The 20,629-nt window shown below is 44.3% G+C and carries 14 protein-coding genes; 1 reads left to right on the top strand and 13 read right to left on the bottom strand.

The genetic code is table 11. The annotated features are described in order from the left end of the window. Positions 1 to 29 precede the first annotated feature (29 nt). The 3 genes from AC787_RS03810 to AC787_RS03800 all read right to left on the bottom strand — a co-directional run bounded on the left by AC787_RS03810 (position 30) and on the right by AC787_RS03800 (position 2,645). Complete coding sequence (locus tag AC787_RS03810; RefSeq protein WP_054023577.1) at positions 30 to 938, bottom strand: fumarylacetoacetate hydrolase family protein; 909 nt, start codon at positions 936 to 938, stop codon at positions 30 to 32. 44 nt (positions 939 to 982) lie between these two features. Further along, positions 983 to 1,756: an SDR family NAD(P)-dependent oxidoreductase gene (locus AC787_RS03805; RefSeq protein WP_054023576.1), complete on the bottom strand. Its 774-nt coding sequence runs from the start codon at positions 1,754 to 1,756 to the stop codon at positions 983 to 985. Positions 1,757 to 1,895: 139 nt separating this feature from the next. Beyond that, positions 1,896 to 2,645 carry an IclR family transcriptional regulator gene (locus tag AC787_RS03800; protein ID WP_054023575.1) on the bottom strand — a complete coding sequence of 250 codons (750 nt, stop codon included), beginning with the start codon at positions 2,643 to 2,645 and terminating at the stop codon, positions 1,896 to 1,898. 812 nt (positions 2,646 to 3,457) lie between these two features. Here AC787_RS03800 and AC787_RS03795 point away from each other — a divergent pair. Then, on the top strand, positions 3,458 to 5,008 hold the full coding sequence (locus AC787_RS03795) for a stalk domain-containing protein (protein ID WP_054023574.1): 1,551 nt from the start codon (positions 3,458 to 3,460) through the stop codon (positions 5,006 to 5,008). Between the two features lie 240 nt (positions 5,009 to 5,248). On the opposite strand, the gene AC787_RS03790 is transcribed toward AC787_RS03795, so the two are convergent. The 10 genes from AC787_RS03790 to AC787_RS03745 form a co-directional block, all read right to left on the bottom strand. Beyond that, entirely contained in the window at positions 5,249 to 5,530 is a 282-nt protein-coding gene (locus AC787_RS03790; protein WP_054023573.1) for a hypothetical protein, read from the bottom strand. Positions 5,531 to 5,538: 8 nt separating this feature from the next. Beyond that, entirely contained in the window at positions 5,539 to 8,718 is a 3,180-nt protein-coding gene (locus AC787_RS03785) for a right-handed parallel beta-helix repeat-containing protein (RefSeq protein WP_054023572.1), read from the bottom strand. A gap of 165 nt (positions 8,719 to 8,883) precedes the next feature. Beyond that, a complete protein-coding gene (locus AC787_RS03780) occupies positions 8,884 to 11,292 on the bottom strand; it encodes a hypothetical protein (RefSeq protein ID WP_152970576.1) in 2,409 nt (802 codons plus the stop codon). 131 nt (positions 11,293 to 11,423) lie between these two features. Further along, complete coding sequence (locus AC787_RS03775; RefSeq protein ID WP_054023570.1) at positions 11,424 to 13,355, bottom strand: hypothetical protein; 1,932 nt, start codon at positions 13,353 to 13,355, stop codon at positions 11,424 to 11,426. Positions 13,356 to 13,420: 65 nt separating this feature from the next. Further along, the gene (locus AC787_RS03770) at positions 13,421 to 14,848 is read right to left on the bottom strand and encodes a hypothetical protein (protein WP_054023569.1); all 1,428 of its coding nucleotides are present in this window, start codon (positions 14,846 to 14,848) and stop codon (positions 13,421 to 13,423) included. A 15-nt stretch (positions 14,849 to 14,863) separates the two neighbouring features. After that, complete coding sequence (locus tag AC787_RS03765; RefSeq protein ID WP_054023568.1) at positions 14,864 to 15,511, bottom strand: hypothetical protein; 648 nt, start codon at positions 15,509 to 15,511, stop codon at positions 14,864 to 14,866. Continuing rightward, positions 15,511 to 16,629, bottom strand: a complete 1,119-nt coding sequence (locus AC787_RS03760) for a glycoside hydrolase family 88 protein (protein WP_054023567.1) — start codon at positions 16,627 to 16,629, stop codon at positions 15,511 to 15,513. Before AC787_RS03760 ends, AC787_RS03765 begins: the two co-directional genes overlap by 1 nt. A gap of 24 nt (positions 16,630 to 16,653) precedes the next feature. After that, positions 16,654 to 17,556 carry an aldo/keto reductase gene (locus tag AC787_RS03755; protein WP_054023566.1) on the bottom strand — a complete coding sequence of 301 codons (903 nt, stop codon included), beginning with the start codon at positions 17,554 to 17,556 and terminating at the stop codon, positions 16,654 to 16,656. A 34-nt stretch (positions 17,557 to 17,590) separates the two neighbouring features. Beyond that, positions 17,591 to 18,568 carry a Gfo/Idh/MocA family protein gene (locus tag AC787_RS03750; RefSeq protein ID WP_054023565.1) on the bottom strand — a complete coding sequence of 326 codons (978 nt, stop codon included), beginning with the start codon at positions 18,566 to 18,568 and terminating at the stop codon, positions 17,591 to 17,593. A 213-nt stretch (positions 18,569 to 18,781) separates the two neighbouring features. Further along, positions 18,782 to 20,629 carry a heparinase II/III family protein gene (locus AC787_RS03745; RefSeq protein WP_054023564.1) on the bottom strand — a complete coding sequence of 616 codons (1,848 nt, stop codon included), beginning with the start codon at positions 20,627 to 20,629 and terminating at the stop codon, positions 18,782 to 18,784.

Below are 20,629 nucleotides of genomic sequence, written 5' to 3'. Positions count from 1 at the left end.
TGGACATGTCATTATCCGAGCTACAGACGCTACACTTGTTCATTAACCATACGATTCGTCAAAGCGCCTAATTTTTCAATTTCTATCGTGACCACATCGCCATGCTTTAAATAGATACGCTGATCCTCTGGCTGACCAAGTACTACGCCTTCCGGTGTTCCCGTCAAAATAATATCGCCGGGATGCAGCGTCATATGCTGAGAGATGTAACTCACGATTTCATCGCAGTGAAAAATCATATCCGACGTATTAGAATGCTGCCTTGTCTCTCCGTTCACCGTGCACTTAATATCTAGCCCATTAGGATCTCCCACTTCATCCGAGGTAACCAAATACGGCCCTAGAGGACTAAACTTGTCGCAAGACTTCCCTAACAGCCATTGCTGCGTGCGCATTTGCAAATCTCTCGCAGATAAATCATTCACATTGCAATAACCAAACACATGCTCCAGCGCCTGCTCTTTGGGCACATATTTAGCCTGTTTCCCGATGACGATAACGAGCTCAGCTTCATAATCTACCTGATTAGTGACCCGATTAGGTAGAGGGATGTCAGTCAGATGCCCTGTAAGCGTATTGCTGAACTTATTAAAAAGAATCGGATACTCCGGAATCGGGGCATTCGTCTCTTCGGCATGCTTGCGGTAGTTTAATCCTACGCAAATGATTTTTGCAGGATGCGTAACACAAGGTCCATAACGGATCTGCGATTCCTCAAAGAGATACGGTTGCGCATCCACTGCGCCTTCCATTACTCTCACAACATAACTTTCAAATAAAGGGACATACAAATCTGCATTCCCGATAATTGTCATGATATCAACCGGCAGTCCCTCTTCAGGAAACACCTTCAAAGCTTCCGTTATATCAAGGACATATTTCTCTAGCTTAACACCTAGCCTATAAACACCTGAATGATCAATAGTTACGAATTTCATAAAAGGTAACATCCTCTCTGGTAATTGAATATAGAGCGCATTAATTAAGCGTTCTTGCCGAAAACAACACCGCCATCAATATAAAGCGGCGAACCCATCATGAACCTTGACTCATCGGATGCAAGAAACAGGGCAGCTTGTGCAACATCCTCCGGCTTGCCAAGATCGTTGCTAAGCTGTCTTCCTTTTAGTGAGGCAATAGCTGCTTCAGGGTCATCATACGAAGTTTTCAAATAGTTTTCGACAAAAGGGGTTAAGATCGTTCCCGGAAGCAGTGCGTTCACTCGAATCTGGTAGGGTGCATAGTCTACTTGCATCGACTTGGTTAAAGCGAGAATAGCGCCTTTGCTAGCCGCATAGGAGGCACGCTTAGCAAGCCCCATCTCAGCGATGCAGGATGACATATTGATAATAGAACCTCCGCCCTGCTCTATCATCAGAGGGACGACATATTTGGAAGGGAGATACACACCACGAATATTCACTTGGATGACGCGGTCCCACTGATCAGGCTCCACTTCATGCAAAGCGCCTATTCCGCTAATACCTGCATTATTAAACAGCACATCGATTCGCCCACACTGTCTTACAGCGCTCTCCACCATATTTTGCACAGAGGCTGGGTCTGTCACATCCGCATGCAGGAATATAGCCTTACCACCATTAGCTTGTATCTCTGCGACTGTTTCTTCTCCCTTAGCGGTATCTATATCATTGACAACCACAAAGGCTCCCTCTCGGCCAAAAAGATGTGCAGCACTCTTACCGATTCCTGAACCGGAACCTGTAATCAATGTTACTTTATTTAGTAATCTCACCTGCAATTAACCCCTTTTAAGTTTATTATAATAAACTTAGTTTTATATTATAACTATATGTTTGATTTTAGCATTTGCTTAAATAAGCGTCAACGCAAAAAAACATCCTACTACCTTAACAGGTAAAAGGATGTTCACTCTAAATAACTGCAGATAATGCTTGTGCTAACTGCTTAATCTCTTGTACGGCTCGTTCCTGTTTACTAGGCCAATGATGAACAGACATCGAGCAGCTGACTGCCGCAATCATACTGCCGTTTCGATCAAGAATAGGCGCCGCCACACAACAGAAACCAATCGCTACTTCCTCTAGGTCAACTGCATAACCCCTGACTCTCACAGCCTGTATCTGTAGGAGCAGCTCCTTGCCGGTCTGCACAGTGTTAGGCGTAAAAGCTTGGTAACTGCCCTCTTGATACAATTCCGCAATGTGTTCATCCTCCAATGCGGAGAGCAGCACCTTCCCCATTGCAGTAGCGTACGCCGGCAAGCGCATGCCAGGCTCAGAAATCAATCGGACATGAGTAGCTGCCTCTTTTTTTGCCAAGTAGACGAGCTCGCCCTTTTCCAATCTGGCTATCTGGATCGTCTCGCCCAGTCTCTCTACGGAAAGCACTGCTTTCTCTTCAAATAGCTTCACCAAATTCATTCCCGCAAAATAAGCATTGCCAAGAACTCCAAATACAGAGCCCAACGCATACGTATCCCCTTTTTCTTTAATAACCCAATTCAGAGCCTCCATGGTTTGTAAAAGGGAGAACATGGTGCTTTTATTGATCCCCGTTGCTTTGCTTAAATCCATAAGCTTAAACTTGGAGGGCTGCCCCGCCAGCAGCATGAGCACGTCGTTCGCTCGCTCTAAAGCAGGAACCCAATACTTTCTTTCCATATCAATACCTCACATCACTCATGTGCTAATATGTCTTCTCTGTTAAATCGATCTTTATGCAAGTTTTGATAAATGTGGCCTAAATAATCTGATTTATAGAGCCAGACATAGCTAGGCTTTACCAAACGCTATCAAAATTGTTCACATCATAACTATCTTAGGGAATTTTTTATTTTTTTATTATTAAATAAACTTGATGATGTTCATTCCTAATATTATCATATAAAATCCTTTCTTAGCTATGACCGTTGACGGGGAGATACCCAAATGTAGGTGACGTATTTGTCCTGGCTATTGTTCCATTACTAAAAATACTTTTATTTCATAAAGAAAATTTATATAAAATAGATCCTTTTAGGAGACTTATTCGTCTATATAGCATGAAAGGAGGATACACGACAAGATAAGCAAAAGTGCTCTTATCCCACCATCCCTTGTGCCAAATTGATAGCTGTTTCCATTACTTCTTAGATGCACTTCTCCGCTTGGACCAGAGTTATATCATCTCGAAAAGATATTGTAATTACCTGTCATCCCTAAATCCGTTGCCGTATTGATCCATGCAGCAAGCTCAGACTTACATAATTACTTGTACCGTTAAAATTATGTCCATCGCTGCTCTATCCAGTTTTCTAAGAAACACCATTAACGGTACCATTATATGATTTCCGGTTGCAATTATTAACTTCCATTGCAATGTAGATTCATATCTATGAAAACCGTTTTCATAGATAATTTGTAAAATGGGATGGTATGACGAACGTGGAATACACTTCATGTAAAAAAGTAATAATTTAGGAGGATTTTGTTTCGTGAAAATTAAACTTATTCAGTCTTTGCTTTGTTCGTTGCTTGTTACAGGCTTACTTCTTGCTCCGCTACCTGGGCTGGGCGATGCGTCCGTGTCGGCAGCCGGACTTACGACGAAAGCGGCCGCAGTCAACACGCAGCACCTGCAAGTATTTGTAGACGGCAAGAAGCTTTCACTATCTGCACCTGCGTTTGCAGAGAAGGGCGTAACTTTCGTTCCGATGCGCGATATATTCAAGGCACTAGGTGCAACTGTTACGTGGGATAGCAAAACCGAATCTTTTATCGGTCGAAAGGGCAACATCTCTATTTCTCTCAAAGTAGGAAATAAAGAAGCGGTAGTTAATGGTAAGACATTGAAGCTCGCTGCTCCGGCTGTCGAGCGCAGCGGCGTTACTTTTGTGCCGGTTCACTTCATAGCGGATTCCCTTCGTGCGAGTGTGAAATGGGATAGCGCCGCTAATGCGGTCCGCATTACATCACTAGAAGCCGCTGAACAGGCAGAGTACGAGAAATGGCTCGAGGCGCAGAAAAAAATGCCGAAGTTTACATCTACTGAAATTGTAAATAAATACGACAAAAGCATTGTTCTAATTATGACGAATCGCGGACAAGGAAGCGGTATTGTCATCGGCGATCAATTAATTCTTACCAATCACCACGTCATGGCTAATACCACCTCGGCAACGGCTCTTTCCATTAAGGGAGACGAGCTGAAAATATCAGGTGTCGTTAATTATGATGCAAAAACCGATCTTGCGATTGTTAAAACGGAGAAGCCGATCACTTTGCCGGCAGTCGAGGTCGGCTATGGTTTGAATTCGCACAAAGGCGACAAGGTGGTCGCGATCGGAAGTCCACTGGGTCTGCAAAATACCGTTTCAGATGGTCTAATTAGCAATATATTGAACGAAGGCGGCGTCCGCTATATTCAGACAAGTACACCCATCGACCGTGGCAGCTCTGGCGGAGCACTCTTTAACGAATTTGGCGAGCTAATCGGCATAACAACATCAGGCATTTCCAATACGAATGCTGATTTGAATTTTGCAGTATCGGTCATGCATGCGGCAGCTCTGAAAGGTGCAACCACTGATGCGCAGGTTAAGGATGCGAAATTTCCACCTTCCAACTTGCTTGGGACACTCGTCGGTGCTCCGTTGACCGATATTCAGAAGCTCATGGCACAGCAGTATTCTTCACTGCAAACAACGGAAGGAACAGCGTCCTTTACAAAATGGAATGTAAAGCGCGACTCTGATGGCTGGCTCATCCTGACGGCTGACATTGACCCGCTGTTCTACATGTATTACGGTCCATTGACTGCGAAGGAGCTTCGCATTTGGTCCATTAATTTAGGACATGAGCTTCACCGATTGCTTCCGGATGAACGCATCCAAGTTCTTATTTCATTTGAACGCGAATACGGATTTGAACCGCGCGGCTTTGAAGCCGACGAGGTAACTTCAATCGGCAACAACAAATGGCGCGTTCGTTACCCCGTCATCGATATGCAGCTCAAGGATCAGCTTCACATAAAAGTCAGAAACTAATTTATGCGAGGTGTCTATTGCCGAGACACCTCTTCTTTTTTGCGTTTTTTCGGTACAATAGAAGGCAACTTAAAAAAATTAGGTTTACCTCATTCACTGAAGTATTTTTTATTAAAACACAAAAACCCGAAAGACGGGCACTTTTTCTAAAGTGTCTATCTTTCGGGTTACCGTTCAGGCTGAGATTAAGAAAATTCTATTTTTCCAATGAGCTCCGGATGCTTAATGTTACTCATGCTTCTAATAAATAACTCCTTTAACTGCCTCTATGAAGCCGGTTGGATCCGTATTGATTGAGTAAGAAAATATTCTATTCTTTGTATGCAAATAGAGGATGCCTTCCACGCCGCCCAACTGTCGATATGAAATATCAAATATATCCCGAATAAGGAACTCATGGTATCTAGTAGTGATTTTCTTCTCATACAGTTTAATGAACCTTTCATCCACCACCGTTAATTGCTCATTGCCGATGATTTTTCGCACCACTTTATAATAGGGTATTTCTGCAATACAATTCATATTTTCTCCTATTGTAATTTCACATCGTCAAAATATACATTACCTGTCAACCTGTTAGCCCACCAATCGCCCATGGAAACCTGATTAAAGCTTGTTATTCCAGCCTCTGAGGAAACGAGCTCCCCATCGATATACATATCCACCTTGGTGCCTGAGGTGTAATCAAACTTGAACTCATGCCAGCCTGTTGTCCGATCTACCTCGGTCGCTCTGATTGTGCTGTTAACGCGATAGGCATATTTTGTTGTTGAAGTGCCGGTTGCTACTCCTATTCCTCTCCAAAGTGAGCCGTTGTCCCATTGTGCGTTATCCACTTTAGTGAACACTTGCATGTTAGTATTGGCTGCATTGTCATAAAACCAAAGTGTCAACACTTTATTTTGATTCGAGCTGAACGTATGCGTAATGACATCCGTATCCTCATTTAGAACATAGCTATTACCTTTAGGTATCGGCGCAGTACTTGTTGATGCGGTTCCTTTTGACGAAGACCAGTTACCCAACCCACTTTCGAAATCATATTTATCGAATAGTGGGGCATCTGTCACATTAACATCGTCAAAATATACATTACCTGTCAAACTGTTTGTCCACCAATCGCCCATGGAAACCTGATTAAAGCTTGTTATTCCAGCCTCTGATGAAACGTGCTCCCCATCGATATACATATCCACCTTGGTGCCTGAGGTGTAATCAAACGTGAACTCATGCCAGCCTGTTGTCCGATCTACCTCGGTCGCTCTGATTGTGCTGTTAACGCGATAGGCATATTTTGTTGTTGAAGTGCCGGTTGCTACTCCTAATCCTCTCCAAAGTGACCCGTTGTCCCATTGAGCGTTATCCACTTTAGTGAACACTTGCATGTTAGTATTGTCTGCATTGTCATAAAACCAAAGTGTCAACACTTTATTCTGATTCGAGCTGAACGTATGCGTAATGACATCCGTATCCTGATCTAGCACATAGCTATTACCTTTAGGTATCGGCGCAGTACTTGTTGATGCGGTTCCTTTCATCGAGTTCCAAATAGCAACTCCGTTCTCAAAACTTTCGTTAACCAAGCCACCGAATATTTTAGCGGATTCATTAGAAAAGTCACTAACCAGGCCAATTGAAGTTCGAGCTACCACTACATAATAATACGTTGTTCCTAGTGTTACTGCTGTATCAATGCAGGAAGTGCTTGTTACTGCACTACACACTGTTGTTGTATAAGGCCCGCCCTGAACCGTTGAACGCATTACGTCATAGCTGACAGCATTCTTGACTCCTTGCCATGACAAATTGATTTGCGATCCCGATGAAGCTGACGACAAACCTGTAGGCGCTACTGCGTATGGAAAGTCGTTCTTAATTCCGATGTTGGCGTAATCCATTAGGGAATCATTAAATCCCGCTTTCCAACTCACATTTGTGAGTACTTGATTTGGAGAATTAGTCTGAGTACGGTAAGGATTCCATTGACTATTAGTAACTTTAATATTTGAGAAAATTGTGCCACCCGTACCTCCATCCATAAAGACACCATTTGGCGCGTAATCCGTCATAGAGGAATGACCACGTGAATTATCTATTGTTATTTGCTCGAATGTGTTCACATTATAGGTGGTCGATGTTTCTAGTGAAGTGGAAAACGCATATAGTGCTCCCGTGTCACCGCTATCCTGTGTCATATTATAAATCTTTAGGTTCTTTATTACGTTATCATGTGCGTAAAGATCAGCATTAGGTATGCCAACGTAGCCATAGATAGTAACTGCAGTTCTTGGACTATTATAAATTTCACTATAAGAAACCTCATTATGACCACTGTTGATGAGCGAGATGCCAGATGCATGACCCACGAGTTCTCCAACATCGTGAATTAGGTTATTCGACAATACATTATCTCTAGAAACGTCCCCTTCACCGGGATATCTGCCCTCGAGATATATACCTGAATATCCGGTATGTTCAATCAAGTTTCCTTTAACCAAATTACTTTTGTTATAAAAAAGCATATAAATAGCTGAATATCCACTGTTTTTAAAATGATTATTCAGTATCGAAATATTCATGGTATTTTCCATATACAACATCCCGGTTCGATGCTGAGTCATATTGATTACGCGATCATAGGCAGGGTAAGTATGTGATTCCCCAGAGTCTCCACCTGTTACCCAAGCATATCGATACCAATCTGTAAAATCGGAAACTTCCATGCTTAAACCGTCAAAATGAATATCGTGGACTAAGTTAGTTTCGGATGAACCGATCAGTGAAATCACTCTTTTGACTTTCGGAGCTATAATCGTCTGGCTGCCAATTGCCCCATCCATGGCGTTGTAATAGACATAACCGGATGAAGAATCTAGGTAGAACTCTCCTGGTTGATCTAACAAATCTTGTACCCCTTGAATGTAGTAGCGAGAACCGTCTTTATGATAGTTGGTCTGGTTTATAGGATATCTTGTCGACTGCTGAAGTGTGATTTGACGTGTAGTCGTATTTATGCTGGAGATCGGCACGGTATCTGTAAACCAATCCCAATAATCTCCTGACCAAATATATACTTGCGCCTCAGACAAATTCCAAGAGGTTGGATTTAGATCTCCGGCCTTGTATTGAAGAACTGTCCTTGAACTATAAACTCCCTCACTACTCAGATAGTCCGCTTGTGAAGCCTTGAAGCTGCTTCCGGGATTCTTATTAGGGTAGCGCGCTTTCCAAGCCCGCTTTCCATTCTCATACAGCGTTTCGAAAGTCCAGCCCGTACCGACATAAGCTTTGTAGATATTGCCTGAATGCTGTGTCCAGTTCGTTATCGGCTGTCCACCAATGAAGTGTGCGCTGCCTACCTCATCTTTATTTTTATACTTTATGCTATAGCCATTGCTGCCGGAATCGCTTTCATTAAATGTTATCGTAGAATCTACATAATAGTCTCCCGCTGCGATATATACATCGATGTCACCCGTCATGTTCGTATTTAACCCATTGGTTCGGATATAATCACGGGCTTTTTGTATCGTTGCCCAAGGCGATCCGAGTGAACCATCTCCAGTAGTGTCACTGCCGGCGGTCGATACATAAAACGAGTTTTGTACTGCAGCACTCACGGTTTGAACCGGTACGATTCCAACAAACATGGTCAAAATCAATAAACTCGAGAGAAGTAAGGAAATCGCACATTTCGTAAACGTTTTCATTTTTCATCCTCCTAAAAATTATTGATGGTGCTTGAAGACAAATTCTCGTCCATCTGGTCTTACTTGAACCTAAGCTCAGCTCCTCCTCTCCTTCATTAGTCAAGTAATAGGTGATAGGCTGTTCATGTAGCAAGGATACACGAGCAGCCTCTATCACCATCCTTTTTACTTCTCAAGCAATATGCTTAATTCATGATAGCCGTGATCCGGCAGCAATACATCGACAACAGCTGCTTTTCGGCCCGAATTAAATTGTACCTTTACGTGCTGTCCATCTATCATACACACAGGCTCAGCATCCGCATTAACACGAATACGGCTGGTCCCGTACCCTTTGATTTTGACACGAATATGTCCATCGGTGTATTCAAACTCGGATAGCTCCATGCCATTAGCAGACTGTAATTGAAGAGAACTACTCTTAACATTTGTTCGATGTACCTTAATAACACCACTATGCTGATATACCTCAGATGGAATTTTACACGTCCCTTTATAGACCTTCCCGTGCGCTTCTATCGTATCAATAAACGAACCTTCGCCTAGAAGTTCAATATCGTAGATATGACCACGGTAATGTAAACCGTATAAAGCCAACGCCTCAACTGAACTCGGCTTCAAACATAATCCACCAGCCTCAGACTCGATGCCCACAATGCCATGTACGGCAGCTTGATACCACCCTCTCATGGAATAGCCCTGCCAAGTGCCAGAGAGACAATTCCATCGATCGAGTTCCGGCTCCTCTGTATCGATATAACAAGAAATTCCTTCCGGACATAAGAGTTTGCCTGTCCAATAACCGACCCATCCGATCCATTGTTCCATCAGATCCGTACGATTATGGTGGTTAATTAGCTGCATATAATATTCTCCAGTAACCGGCCACCAGCAGTGTAATTGATTTCCATCACGATCATAGGCGTCGTCCCACACTGGAATTTCTCTTAATCCTGCTTTGCTTACGATATTCTTTTCAAAAAATGAAAGATTGGCTTCAAGCGTAGGTTCGATCAAATCTCGGCAGTAAGAATTTTCCCATTTTACCGAATTTGAATTGAAGCAATTACGTTTCTCCAGCGTGGTCGCATCAACTGAGGATACGATGAAGCCCTTGTCCTCATCATGAAACAAAGGAAGAAAATGCTGTTCCATCTTCCTAAACATCGTCTCGGCAAGTTTACGCGTTTCCAGGTCTCCAACAACATCCGCTAAGTATTCCATTGACCGCACGGCACAATAAAAAATGGTGTTGTTAAAACTACTCAAGTCGTTCCCGGTTTGCTTCATATAATTAGGATAGTCCGGAAACATGGATGTTCCTTTGCCAAATCCAGTATCTCCTACCTCGAGATTAACTATCATATTGAATATCTTCTTGGCAAATCCGTAACGATTCCGTACCGTTTCCTCATCCCCAGTATCCGTAAAATAATACTGCAATAAGCAAATATACATACCTTGAGAAGGTGGGGAGCTAATACTTGCCAAACTCATATCATAATTAAAAAATAGACCTATCCCCTTATCAGGATGTGCGGTTTCCTCATAGAATTCGAGCATATCTTTAAGGAACGCCGAATCACCCCAATAGTTGGTAGCCTGGTTGGATGTCATCCCATCCCATCCCCAAACCCAATAATAGGTGCTCTTAGCTCTTATGGCTCCAGGGTGAGCAGGAGCCTTGAGCGATTCATGGTACATCGGTGCAAGCGCAAAGAAATCATTGAGTTGTGAATAGGGGCTTTTGAGCACAGGCATACGGGAGGCAACCTCGCGATATCGCATATGCTGTTGATCAATTGCATCTTGTGCATCGTTACATAAGCGCCGGCATTCTTGCTGACCTTTCATCATATTCGGATTGAATGTCATGACAAAAACGACTTCGTCTCCAGCTTTTAAATCACCCGTTTCCAAAATGTGATTCCTGGGACGGTGTATGTCAACGTTTGATCCAATATGAAAGTATAAGGGGATTTCTTCATCCGATACTTCCTCAACGAGAGACTCATTAGTAACGTGTTTATGCCCCTCATACATCTTTGTAGGTCGATCAAGCAACTTGCCCTGCAGCATAGAAACATCGGATTCGAATATCCACGGACTCCAGGTACGCTCATATTTGCGGTTTAAATACCGCCAGTCTACAGGGTCGCACCCTATCAAACCATTCACTTCATAAGTGGTCAGTTGAATTTTAACAGACGGTTCCTTGCATTCACAAACTTTAAATCGCAAGATGATGGCATCCTCAACCGTATATAAAGCATGCTCAATATGGACACGGGATTCCTGCCATTCTGCCTCATAGCCGAACGGATATAGCGAAACATTCTGATAATTGGGTCTCAAAATAGATGAACCCGAGTTAGCTAAAAACCGAATCCCGTCAAATACTTTCCGAATGTAAACTGTTCGTGCGTTATTCGTAGCATCTGGATTAAAATAATCGATCTGCGAAATGCCTTCTTCATCATATTGAACAGCCAACCTACCATCGGAAAACCAGCGGGGAGCGTGTGGTAATCCTTCTACGGAATGAATGATACCTTTGTCTATCCGATAACTCATCGTATTATCCTCCACAGTACTGATGAATTTATAATGGGAGGAAATGTACATACATTTCCTCCCATTTGTTTAGGCTGTTATTACATAGATATGAAGCTGATTGCATCTGCTGCGAAGTGTACTCTGGGGTACTAAAGCTTTCTACCTTCGAGCAAAATGTTCTTATCACTATCTGACCACGGCATATCATAGGAAGGTGGATTCACATACCGGTCCATGTTTAATTGCAGTGTTGCTCCAGTGCCTGCCGGAAGATTGACTAGCAGCCATTTATTGTTAACTGGGCTGTCCTCTATAGTAGATCCTTCCTCGTTCAACAAATGAACTTCCTTGAACTCGTGCTCGCCAAATGTACCTGCTTGGATGATGATCGAACGTTTTTCAAACAAACTTATATTCACTAGTTCTATAGTGACGGTATGAGCTGAGAGTTCCTTTACCAGCGCAGCAACAGACTCCGGAAGTCCCGGTCGTTTAGCTTCAGCATCATAATAACGAACCCTGGCATGTTGTAATCCCCCATGAGAAATATGCATTGGACCGCCTAAGGTCAACTGAACGAGACTTTCCATATAAACCGGACACATTTCCTGCCATGCGTGAATGCTTGAGAAATCATCCTCACTATATTGATTCGTCCAATTACGAGGGTCACCGGTGTCTGAACGCATTTTCATTAGCTGCTGAGTTACCAATCTGCAATTTGCATCTAATATCTGTTGCGGATAATCCGGATTCATGCCCCTGATATATTGGAACCACGGCTGTGTGTTGCCAATATAATGCTTGGTATTTCTTCCGGTTTTTTTGTCTGTGCCAGATAACTTCGGAACAATAACCTCATTCCAATCATGATCTCTCGGAATACGTTCAATTCGTTCCAAATCTTCATCAGCCATCGACATCGTCCACAAATACACAGGGTACTGCGGTGTGGCTTTGCGATAATCAGTCCACCCTGTATCAAAATATTTATACGGGACAACCCATTGACCTTCTTGCTCCTTACGCAGCGCCCAGTTCTGATCCAGCTGATTGCGGGCTAAATCGAGCTTGCGCATATCCCCAGTGAGAAGCACAGCGTTCATGCAGGCATTCGTTAGTGGTTCAATGATCGTCATGAACCCATGAGGCCAACGCCAGCCGTAATAACCGCCCCACCATTTGCCGTCGTTGTATTGTCCGATTTCGCCGGATAGGCCTACATTATCCGGAATAATCCCGCCATTTTGCTGCGTTCTCTCCTCCCAGACTGATAAATAATCCAGTACCCAGCTTCGATACTTCGCGTCGCCGGTGTGAAGAAAAGCGTTGGTCACAAGACCCGTTGCATTGAGATTAAGCGGCACATCCCCGCGGGTCATGCGTTCATTCATCATTCGGATGATATGCGCATACACCTCATCGTTCGACCAGGGACATTTACCGCTTGCAAAATCCACGCCAGGTATGTCCTCATAAGGCGCCAAATAATCATCTAAAATACCTCTGTGGGTGCTCCAATCCTCTGCAGTCAGCTCAAATTGCGGCCCCCGGCTGCCCGTAATCGGCGAACGGATCAGCTTGTGCTCAGCATCATAATTAAGAGCCTCTTTGTCCTCTCCTATGTACATCCCTGCGAAGCGTACAGCTCGCTGACGATCCTTCAACGTTACAGGACCTGCGAGTCCAAGGAAATAAACATACAAATACCCTTCCCCGTGATGCATCCAGTCATAGTAAGCATCAAACTCCCGGTGAATTTGGCCGTATTCCGTCCACTGCCAAGTAATGCCCTCCCAGATTTTACGTGCTAGCTCGTGCAGCTCGCTGCTTCCGCCCAGCATATATAAAAGAGCTAGATTCATAAAACCTTCATATGGATCGTCCGACCCGTCCATACCCGGCCAATCCTGACGCCATATTAAGGTTCCATCTGCTTGCGTGTAGCGCGCGACAAATTCTAAAGCCGCCTGATTCAATTGATCGATTAATAGACGCTCCGTTAATGCCCACTGTGGCGGAACCACGTGACGGACAGCCGAAATTTGTGGAATCGATTGGCGGATTTCACCCATATTCATGGTTTACACTCCTTGTTTCTAGAAATGGCAAGGATGAAATTGTTTCCTCCTTGACTTGATATTCCTCATTCCCACAAGCCTAAATAAGGCAAAGCAGCGATGTTGCTCACGTCAATCTCTTCACTCCCCTTAGGATCTGCTTTTAAATAAATGCCTTCATCCGTTTTCACAAATACAGGCTGGTTCGGGAACAAAAAATGCTTCGGAAGAGCACGTTCTCCACCCACCCAACCGACATCGCGACCAAAGATTGCTTCGTCCTTACGGCCAATCAGCTTGTGGACATCTTGCCAATAATAATCATTGATCGCCCAGTGTTCGCCGTCTTCCACCCACATGCATTGATCTCCAAGCAAGACAGATATAGAGCGATAAGGCTTCATAAGTCGATCGGCCATATTTTCTTCAAATCCATGACGGTTCAGCAGATAATAAAAATCATGAGTGTGCCAAGCCGAGCTGGGGGCAACATCAGCTTCGTTCTGCCAGCCGGTTGCCGAAGCAAAATAACCTCTTGGTGTTTGATAATAAGCATAGGTCTCATCACATTCTTGCAAAAAAAGAGCCAATTCCTCATCATTCTTATGCTCGAGGTAGCGCTCTATGCCATATAGCGACATCCCCATTCCGGCGATAAGCATTGGACCGTTCATCTTTCTCCACTCGGTTCCGCTCGGCAACCACATGCGATGAAATCGTTTCTGCTCCCGATGATCTCTCCAAGCACAGCGAACAACGTGCCTGCATAGAGCGCCGGCGTGATTCAGATATTTGGCATCTCCAAAACATTCGTAAGCGAGCACTAATGGAGCTATCATCAATCCATAATATTCGGCAGGCTCAATAACCGTTGAATCCCCCAAATATCGGTAAGTGGCTTCACAGTCCTGATCAGGAATTCCGCTTATATGAAAATGCTCAATCATAAAGTCCAACTCAGATTGTATGTCACAAGGCCACGGTGAATCCGGAAATGCCGATTGAAAAAGCAGCTTCCCCCACAGACGACAGTACTCCTGATTGCTAATACACCTCGTTTTTTTGAATGGATAAATGGCATCACATGCATTCATATTGTGCAATATAGCTCTCCGAATGCTTTCCAATGCTTCCGCAGGTAACCATGAGCGGCCGTTTATCGCCGTGAGCCCCAAAGCGACGTTCGGCATCATATTATGAATTAAGCCCTGATTTAGCATCTCACCAACCTGAAAACCAATGTGCTTGTATTGCCCATCTTCCTGAAACCGCGTGGTTTGAAAATGAATCATTTGCATCACTTGTTCTTCAAGCATTGGATTCCACTGCTCGGCGGCAATTCGGCTAAAAGCCGCCATCAACGGACTGGCCCATGTGCTGTGTCCGCTTGTAAAGTCAGCCCATCTGTACGGATTAGAGCCCCACACCGAATGATTATGAAAACCGTGAATAGCACCGTCCTTTTGTACCCAAGACATCAGCCAATTCCCCAGAGCGCTTACATTCGGTTTCATTGACGTCTTCCTCCTTTAAAATCCATAAATTAATTCTGCTTGCTGCCAGTATTCTTGCTGATCCCCCCCATGCTTCCACGGCTTAAAATGAGGCTGCATGACAGTATGCCAATCGGAAGGCGCAGGTGAATTATTCGTCGAAAGGATTCCCTTTTTCTTCGTTTCACTCAAGCTTGAAGGCCTTTCATAGTAGGAGAAAAGTAAAGGGCCATGCGCCCCGATGATATATGTTTTGTTGAAGCTCTCAGGCATTTCTTCCTGTTTTTGAAAATGGTAAAACACATAGCTTGCCGCCATGTTCGGGTTTAACCTTGCAAACGAGCCGATCCTCTTATCCACATGTCGATTTCCTCGCCAGGAAGCAGGGTCCGTCGGCATTCCGTCGTGGAAAATGTCCAGCATTGGTATAGAATAACGGGGTTCATTTTCACACGGCCATCTCTCCAGCCACATCCGATACCAAGCCGGCCAATCCCACTCATACTCGTCGTCCAATGATTCCAAATACACACCTAAGCGGCATTCACTGATGAAAAGTGAAAAGGTCAGCACTCCCACTGATTCTAATTGAATCCTCAACGAGTCTCCTTCACGTTCAATAGCAGAACGAAACTCATCTATAGCATCTTTTCGCAATTGTGCGTAAAACAGGTTTCTTTTCATTACCAGAACAACTCCGTACGCCCGCGCAGCTTAGTAAGAGCCTCAGCAAAGAAGTAATCTCCATAAATGATCGGAACATTCACAAAGGATCTCTTCGGAAAATTCGCTGTAGCCATCGTTAAAATCCCTTCCTCATCTTCACCCCATGAGGCATATTGCTCCATTAACATGCGTAAAATACGCTTCGCTGCTTCTGTATATAATTGCGCTTCATGCTCAGAGACGAAGCGGCTGATCTCAAGCAGTCCGCTTGCCGCGCAGGCAGCCGCAGAGGTATCATACGCCTTCTCTTCCTCATTCGGCGCACGAAAATCCCAATATGGCGCACGATCCGTAGGCATATTCGCTAAGAAGAAGTGGGCAACACGCTTTGCCGCATCCAAATATCTGACATGACCGGTATAGCGGTAGCTAAGTGCCATCCCATACAAGGCCCATGACGTACCGCGTGACCATGCCGAATCCGGCGAGTATCCCTGCCCCCCTCTCGCCTCGATTCTTTCCCCAGTCTCAGGATCAAAACATACAATATGATGAGAAGAACCGTCTGGGCGAATAAATTCGCGCAGAACCGTATCCGCATAAGATACAGCGATATGACGGAAACGTGGATCGCCCGCTGTTTCACTTGCCCAATAAAGCAACGGCAAATTGAAGAGGCAATCGATAATGGCCCAGCCTTGTTGACTCTCCCCGTTCCATGCCCTTATAAAATGCCCATTGGCATTGTAACGTCCTGCCAGATGACTCGCTGCCATCAGTCCTCGCCGTTTTGACATATCCGTACCAACAAGCTTGTATTGAGCTACAGAAGTCAAGCTCCACATAAAGCCTACATCATGATGCAGCTTCTCGTATCCTAACAGAGGTTCATCCATTTGATCTTCACAGGATACGGCGATGTTTAGTAATTCCTTGTTCCCATTCTCTCTGTAGATTAGCCAGAGCAGTCCTGGCCAGAATCCCGATGTCCACCAAACCGCTGATTCTGCATTATACTTGCCGTTTATAGAGGCATAAGGGAAAGTGGCTCCAATCCGCTTGCTCGTTCTTTCTACTTTGGCAACAACCTTACCCCATGCTTCCTCAACCCATGGTTCGCTTAAGCCAGTTTCCATTTCTAAATCCTCCACTTCATTCTGTTAAAATAATCGTTGCCCCGAGAACAACGTATATAGCTTCTCTATCTCTTCAGGTGAGAGTCCTATCCCATCGCAATAACTCGCATTCAAATGCAAGGAGCGGATCGAAGTCGTCCCCATTAACGTAACCGCAATGTCGGGACATGTTAAGGAGAAACGTAATGCTGGCTCGACCAAGCCTTTCGGATCACTTTTACGCAAAAATTGCAGCTGCTCCATTCTTCTCTTCGCTTCTTCCAGCAAAGCTGTATTAGGCAGCAAGAAGGGCGCCGGCTGATCTGCTAATATCCCCATCGCCAGAGGGCTGCCATGAATGACACCGATATTCTTTTCCTTGGCAATCGGCAGCAGCTCGTCCTTAGCCGTGTAATCAATCAAAGTATATTTAGCGTAAGTCTGAATGGTATCCACCAAATCCTCTTTGATGAAAGGCAGCAGCAGCTCAAGCTTACCCGCATTCACACCTATCGCACGAACTTTTCCCTGTTCCTTTAGCTTAAGAAAAGCAGGCAGCGTCTCGTTCATTGCCTGTTCATACGTTGTTTGTTCCAACTCATGCAATTGAATAAGATCAATATAATCCGTTTGAAGTCTATGTAAGCTCTCTTCTACCGACTTCATCGTATTTGCATAGGTGTAAGGGTCTCCTCGCATAACTGCCTTCGTTGCCAAGATCACTTGGTCTCGTTTTCCCTTCAACGCCTGCCCAATTCTCCGCTCACTTGCTCCCCGGCCATACAAAGGAGCTGTATCGATAAAGTTGATACCTACATCCAGAGCTGCATCAATAACACGAGTCACGTCTTCATCCGTTGTCTCGCCAAAATCACCGCCGAGCGGAGCACCACCGAGACCGATCCGCGAAACCCTAAAGCCTGTTTTCCCTAAAATGGCGTATTCCATCGTTGCTCATGCTCCTTTCTATAAAGTACAAAAATCAAATGTCAACTGGCTTCCCCGTTTTCACGGATTCCAAAGCTGCTTGAATCATCCGAATCACCGGCTGAAAAGCAAGGATATTCAAACTCGACTTCCGTCCATTTTGTAAGGCTTCTATATATTCGTTAACGACAGCTGCACGTAATTCATAGCCATACGAATCGCAAGGTGAAAGAATTTCCTCTTCCCCTTCTTTATTTATAAATCTTAGCGTACCATCACGAAGCTGCAGTGTACCCTCCGAGCCATCGATTTTAAAATCACCGAGCCAAGAAGTAACCGCACCATGAGCAGCCCATGAAGCATAGTAGTATAACTGTAAGCCCTCATTACTCTGTGTAATCAGACATACCACCGATGGGGATTTCTCCTTCGACCAAGCAGGAAGAACCGAGGTTGCATATACCTGATTGAAGCACTCTGCACCGATCAGGTAATGGATCACACCGAGATGATGATAAGTTAAATCCTCTAGCATGACATGCTCATAATCGTTCATCCATGGCGCCTCGATATTAGGCCGGCGACAGCTCCATTCGATCAACCCAAGCTTACCCAATCTACCGCTATTAATTTCCTTTTTGGCTCTTTCTACAATCTGATCGAATCTATAGGACTCTCCAATAGCAACCTGTCTACCGGTACTGCGGCAGAGAGACGACAGTATCGATCCGTCTTCCCAAGAACGAGGCCTAAATTTTTCAAGAAACACATCGTAACCGCTATCCAGAACCATTTTAATCGTATCCAAACACGTTTTCTGGTTTGGCGGAGTCACCATCGTCACGAGATCAGGCCGAAGTAACTTTAAAGCATTAGGGATATCTTCAAACTGTGGCAAATAAGCAAATGGAGAGTCTACCTCATGATAAATATCTGCTGCTCCTACAATCTGCACATCAGGACGAGAAACCCAGTGCGAAAGCCAGTGTTCCTGCAAGCCAATGCAAAACACTCGGAGTGGTCGATTTTCCATTGAGTCTCTAACACCCTTTCACTTTATGGTAATCATTTTGAATACCTATATTATCACGTAAATTTTCCACATATTACTACTGTAATAATTAAAAAACACTCTACTTTTCCCCCATACAATGCGGAATACACTGTGTTTTTACATGGATGAATCGCTTAATACGAAAAAAACCAGATACAAGTCGTATGACTCGTATCTGGCTGCGGCTATCATTCACTTTTCAATGATTTCGAAACGATATTCAGATGCTAGCTCCGTCTTCGGATTTTTGCAGTTCAGTAACACACGATAAAATGGATGACTTACTTGCGTATATGAATCTGCCCGCACGGCCTCAACATCAACATTCCACTCCTCCGGATTGTAGTTCAACGTCACAGATTTCATCTGTATTCGACCAGAAGCTGTTTCCTGAGGTAACACACTGCTTATGAACACTTCTTGAAAGGATGTGGGCGCTTTAGAAAAGGTCGCCTTATCTGAGATCACTAACTGAGGGATTTCGTTCCTCGAGCGGCTCCATACAAATTTACGGGTAAGACGTTGTAATGAAACACAATCATAGGCTTTCGTTAAATCTATGATAACTTGAACTTCATCTTCAGATATTTGGCTGTATAGTATATCCGAGTGATAGTTTCTTCCAAATCCTTGTCTGCAACCATCTACGATGGGGACAGAATGTCCATGAGAACTTGCGTTTATCATCTCGTACCGATATTGAGGTTGAAAATACTGTTTGGTGTAGACGCCGATACCGATGTCCGCCAGTACATTCTCACCATCGACATGTAAAATAAAATGACCCAGATCATTATGGTTGTGAGGTTCTTCATTATGTCCGCCTTTGGCTGCGAATGCATACATCCGCCCTTTCGGATGGCTGACTTTAGAGATCACCCACTGATTCCCGGTGAACAATTGCTCTTGAATCCCTTCAGCATTTTCTTCGGAAACCAGCTGATCCGGTGTCCAAAGGATGAGTCTTGCTGTATCCAGCCAACTAATTGGTTGCATATTCATACGGTAAGCCTCTGAAGGGAGCCTTAGAGAAGGTACATAGTCTTGCAAACGATGAATGAGCCCTGTATTAAAATGCACTTCATCCGATGAATCCGAGAAATTGATTACTTTTCCACCAGATAGAATACACATTTGAGGGAAAAGCGAAATGTTTTTTACCTTCTCGTCTTCGAGGAGCGAGATTCGTCCCAGTGTACGTTCCTTTAACAATTCAGCGAAATATACAAAATGAGAGAATCCATACTGCCAGTATGCCGGCCCCTCCGGTGTCGCCCCTTGCTCATCAAAGCCCGAAAAGTAATTACGAAATACACCCAGAACACGCCATAGCATACCCGCAAGCTTTTCACTGTCCTTAATCAAATAAATCGCTGCAGCTCCAATACTAGCTGAACAGACCGCAGGCCAATTATTGGTTTTCAACTCCCAGTTTTGCGGAAGGGGGCTATGGAAATAAACTTGGAAAATGCGCCGATCTATTTCCTCTTTCACGCGATCGACCACCCATGGGTGAAGCTTATCTCCCTGCAAATGGACAATTTCCGCAAGGGTAAATGCGGTTATAGCAGCCACAAGGTCCACGGTTTCACGAGGGGGGAGCGGCTGATCCCAGATTCCGTTCGGATATTCATTATGATATAGCCCTACATGCGCTGGCAGTACCCAGGTATATTCGTTACATACGTTCCAAATGGCATTGTTTAGTCCGGTCCTCCATTCCGGTTTTTCTTCAATCATGTTGAGCATGCCGAATATATGAAGCCCGGAATATAATTGATCTCGCTTCTTCTGATAAATATTCCTGTCACCCGTATCACCAAATAAAGTAAATTCGGAGAAAAGAGGCGGACTAACCGGATTTTCCATTAATTGTGCCGCTTGTTCCTTCAACTTCTCCCAAAATGAAGAATAATGGGCAGCTTCCCTCATTCGTTTCCAGCGTTCGGGGGAGCTTGCTTCCGCAAAGAGTGTTTGTGACTGATGCTGCGTCTCCTCCAAAGCATTCTTGAGCTGCCGAAATGTCAGTTGGTTTAACAT

Origin of the sequence: Bacillus sp. FJAT-28004 (genome assembly GCF_001280845.1) — a bacterium.
Classification (GTDB): Bacteria; Bacillota; Bacilli; order Paenibacillales; family Paenibacillaceae; genus Pristimantibacillus.
This window is presented reverse-complemented; position numbering and strand designations above follow the sequence as displayed.

Bases quoted from the DNA above. Each gene is read 5' to 3' on its own strand.
- AC787_RS03755 (WP_054023566.1), bottom strand. From the start codon at position 17,556: ATGGAATACGCCATTTTAGGGAAAACAGGCTTTAGGGTTTCGCGGATC.
- AC787_RS03780 (WP_152970576.1), bottom strand. From the start codon at position 11,292: ATGAGTTATCGGATAGACAAAGGTATCATTCATTCCGTAGAAGGATTA.
- AC787_RS03810 (WP_054023577.1), bottom strand. From the start codon at position 938: ATGAAATTCGTAACTATTGATCATTCAGGTGTTTATAGGCTAGGTGTT.
- AC787_RS03800 (WP_054023575.1), bottom strand. From the start codon at position 2,645: ATGGAAAGAAAGTATTGGGTTCCTGCTTTAGAGCGAGCGAACGACGTG.
- AC787_RS03790 (WP_054023573.1), bottom strand. From the start codon at position 5,530: ATGAATTGTATTGCAGAAATACCCTATTATAAAGTGGTGCGAAAAATC.
- AC787_RS03765 (WP_054023568.1), bottom strand. From the start codon at position 15,511: ATGAAAAGAAACCTGTTTTACGCACAATTGCGAAAAGATGCTATAGAT.
- AC787_RS03775 (WP_054023570.1), bottom strand. From the start codon at position 13,355: ATGAATATGGGTGAAATCCGCCAATCGATTCCACAAATTTCGGCTGTC.
- AC787_RS03750 (WP_054023565.1), bottom strand. From the start codon at position 18,568: ATGGAAAATCGACCACTCCGAGTGTTTTGCATTGGCTTGCAGGAACAC.
- AC787_RS03785 (WP_054023572.1), bottom strand. From the start codon at position 8,718: ATGAAAACGTTTACGAAATGTGCGATTTCCTTACTTCTCTCGAGTTTA.
- AC787_RS03770 (WP_054023569.1), bottom strand. From the start codon at position 14,848: ATGAAACCGAATGTAAGCGCTCTGGGGAATTGGCTGATGTCTTGGGTA.
- AC787_RS03745 (WP_054023564.1), bottom strand. From the start codon at position 20,629: ATGTTAAACCAACTGACATTTCGGCAGCTCAAGAATGCTTTGGAGGAG.
- AC787_RS03760 (WP_054023567.1), bottom strand. From the start codon at position 16,629: ATGGAAACTGGCTTAAGCGAACCATGGGTTGAGGAAGCATGGGGTAAG.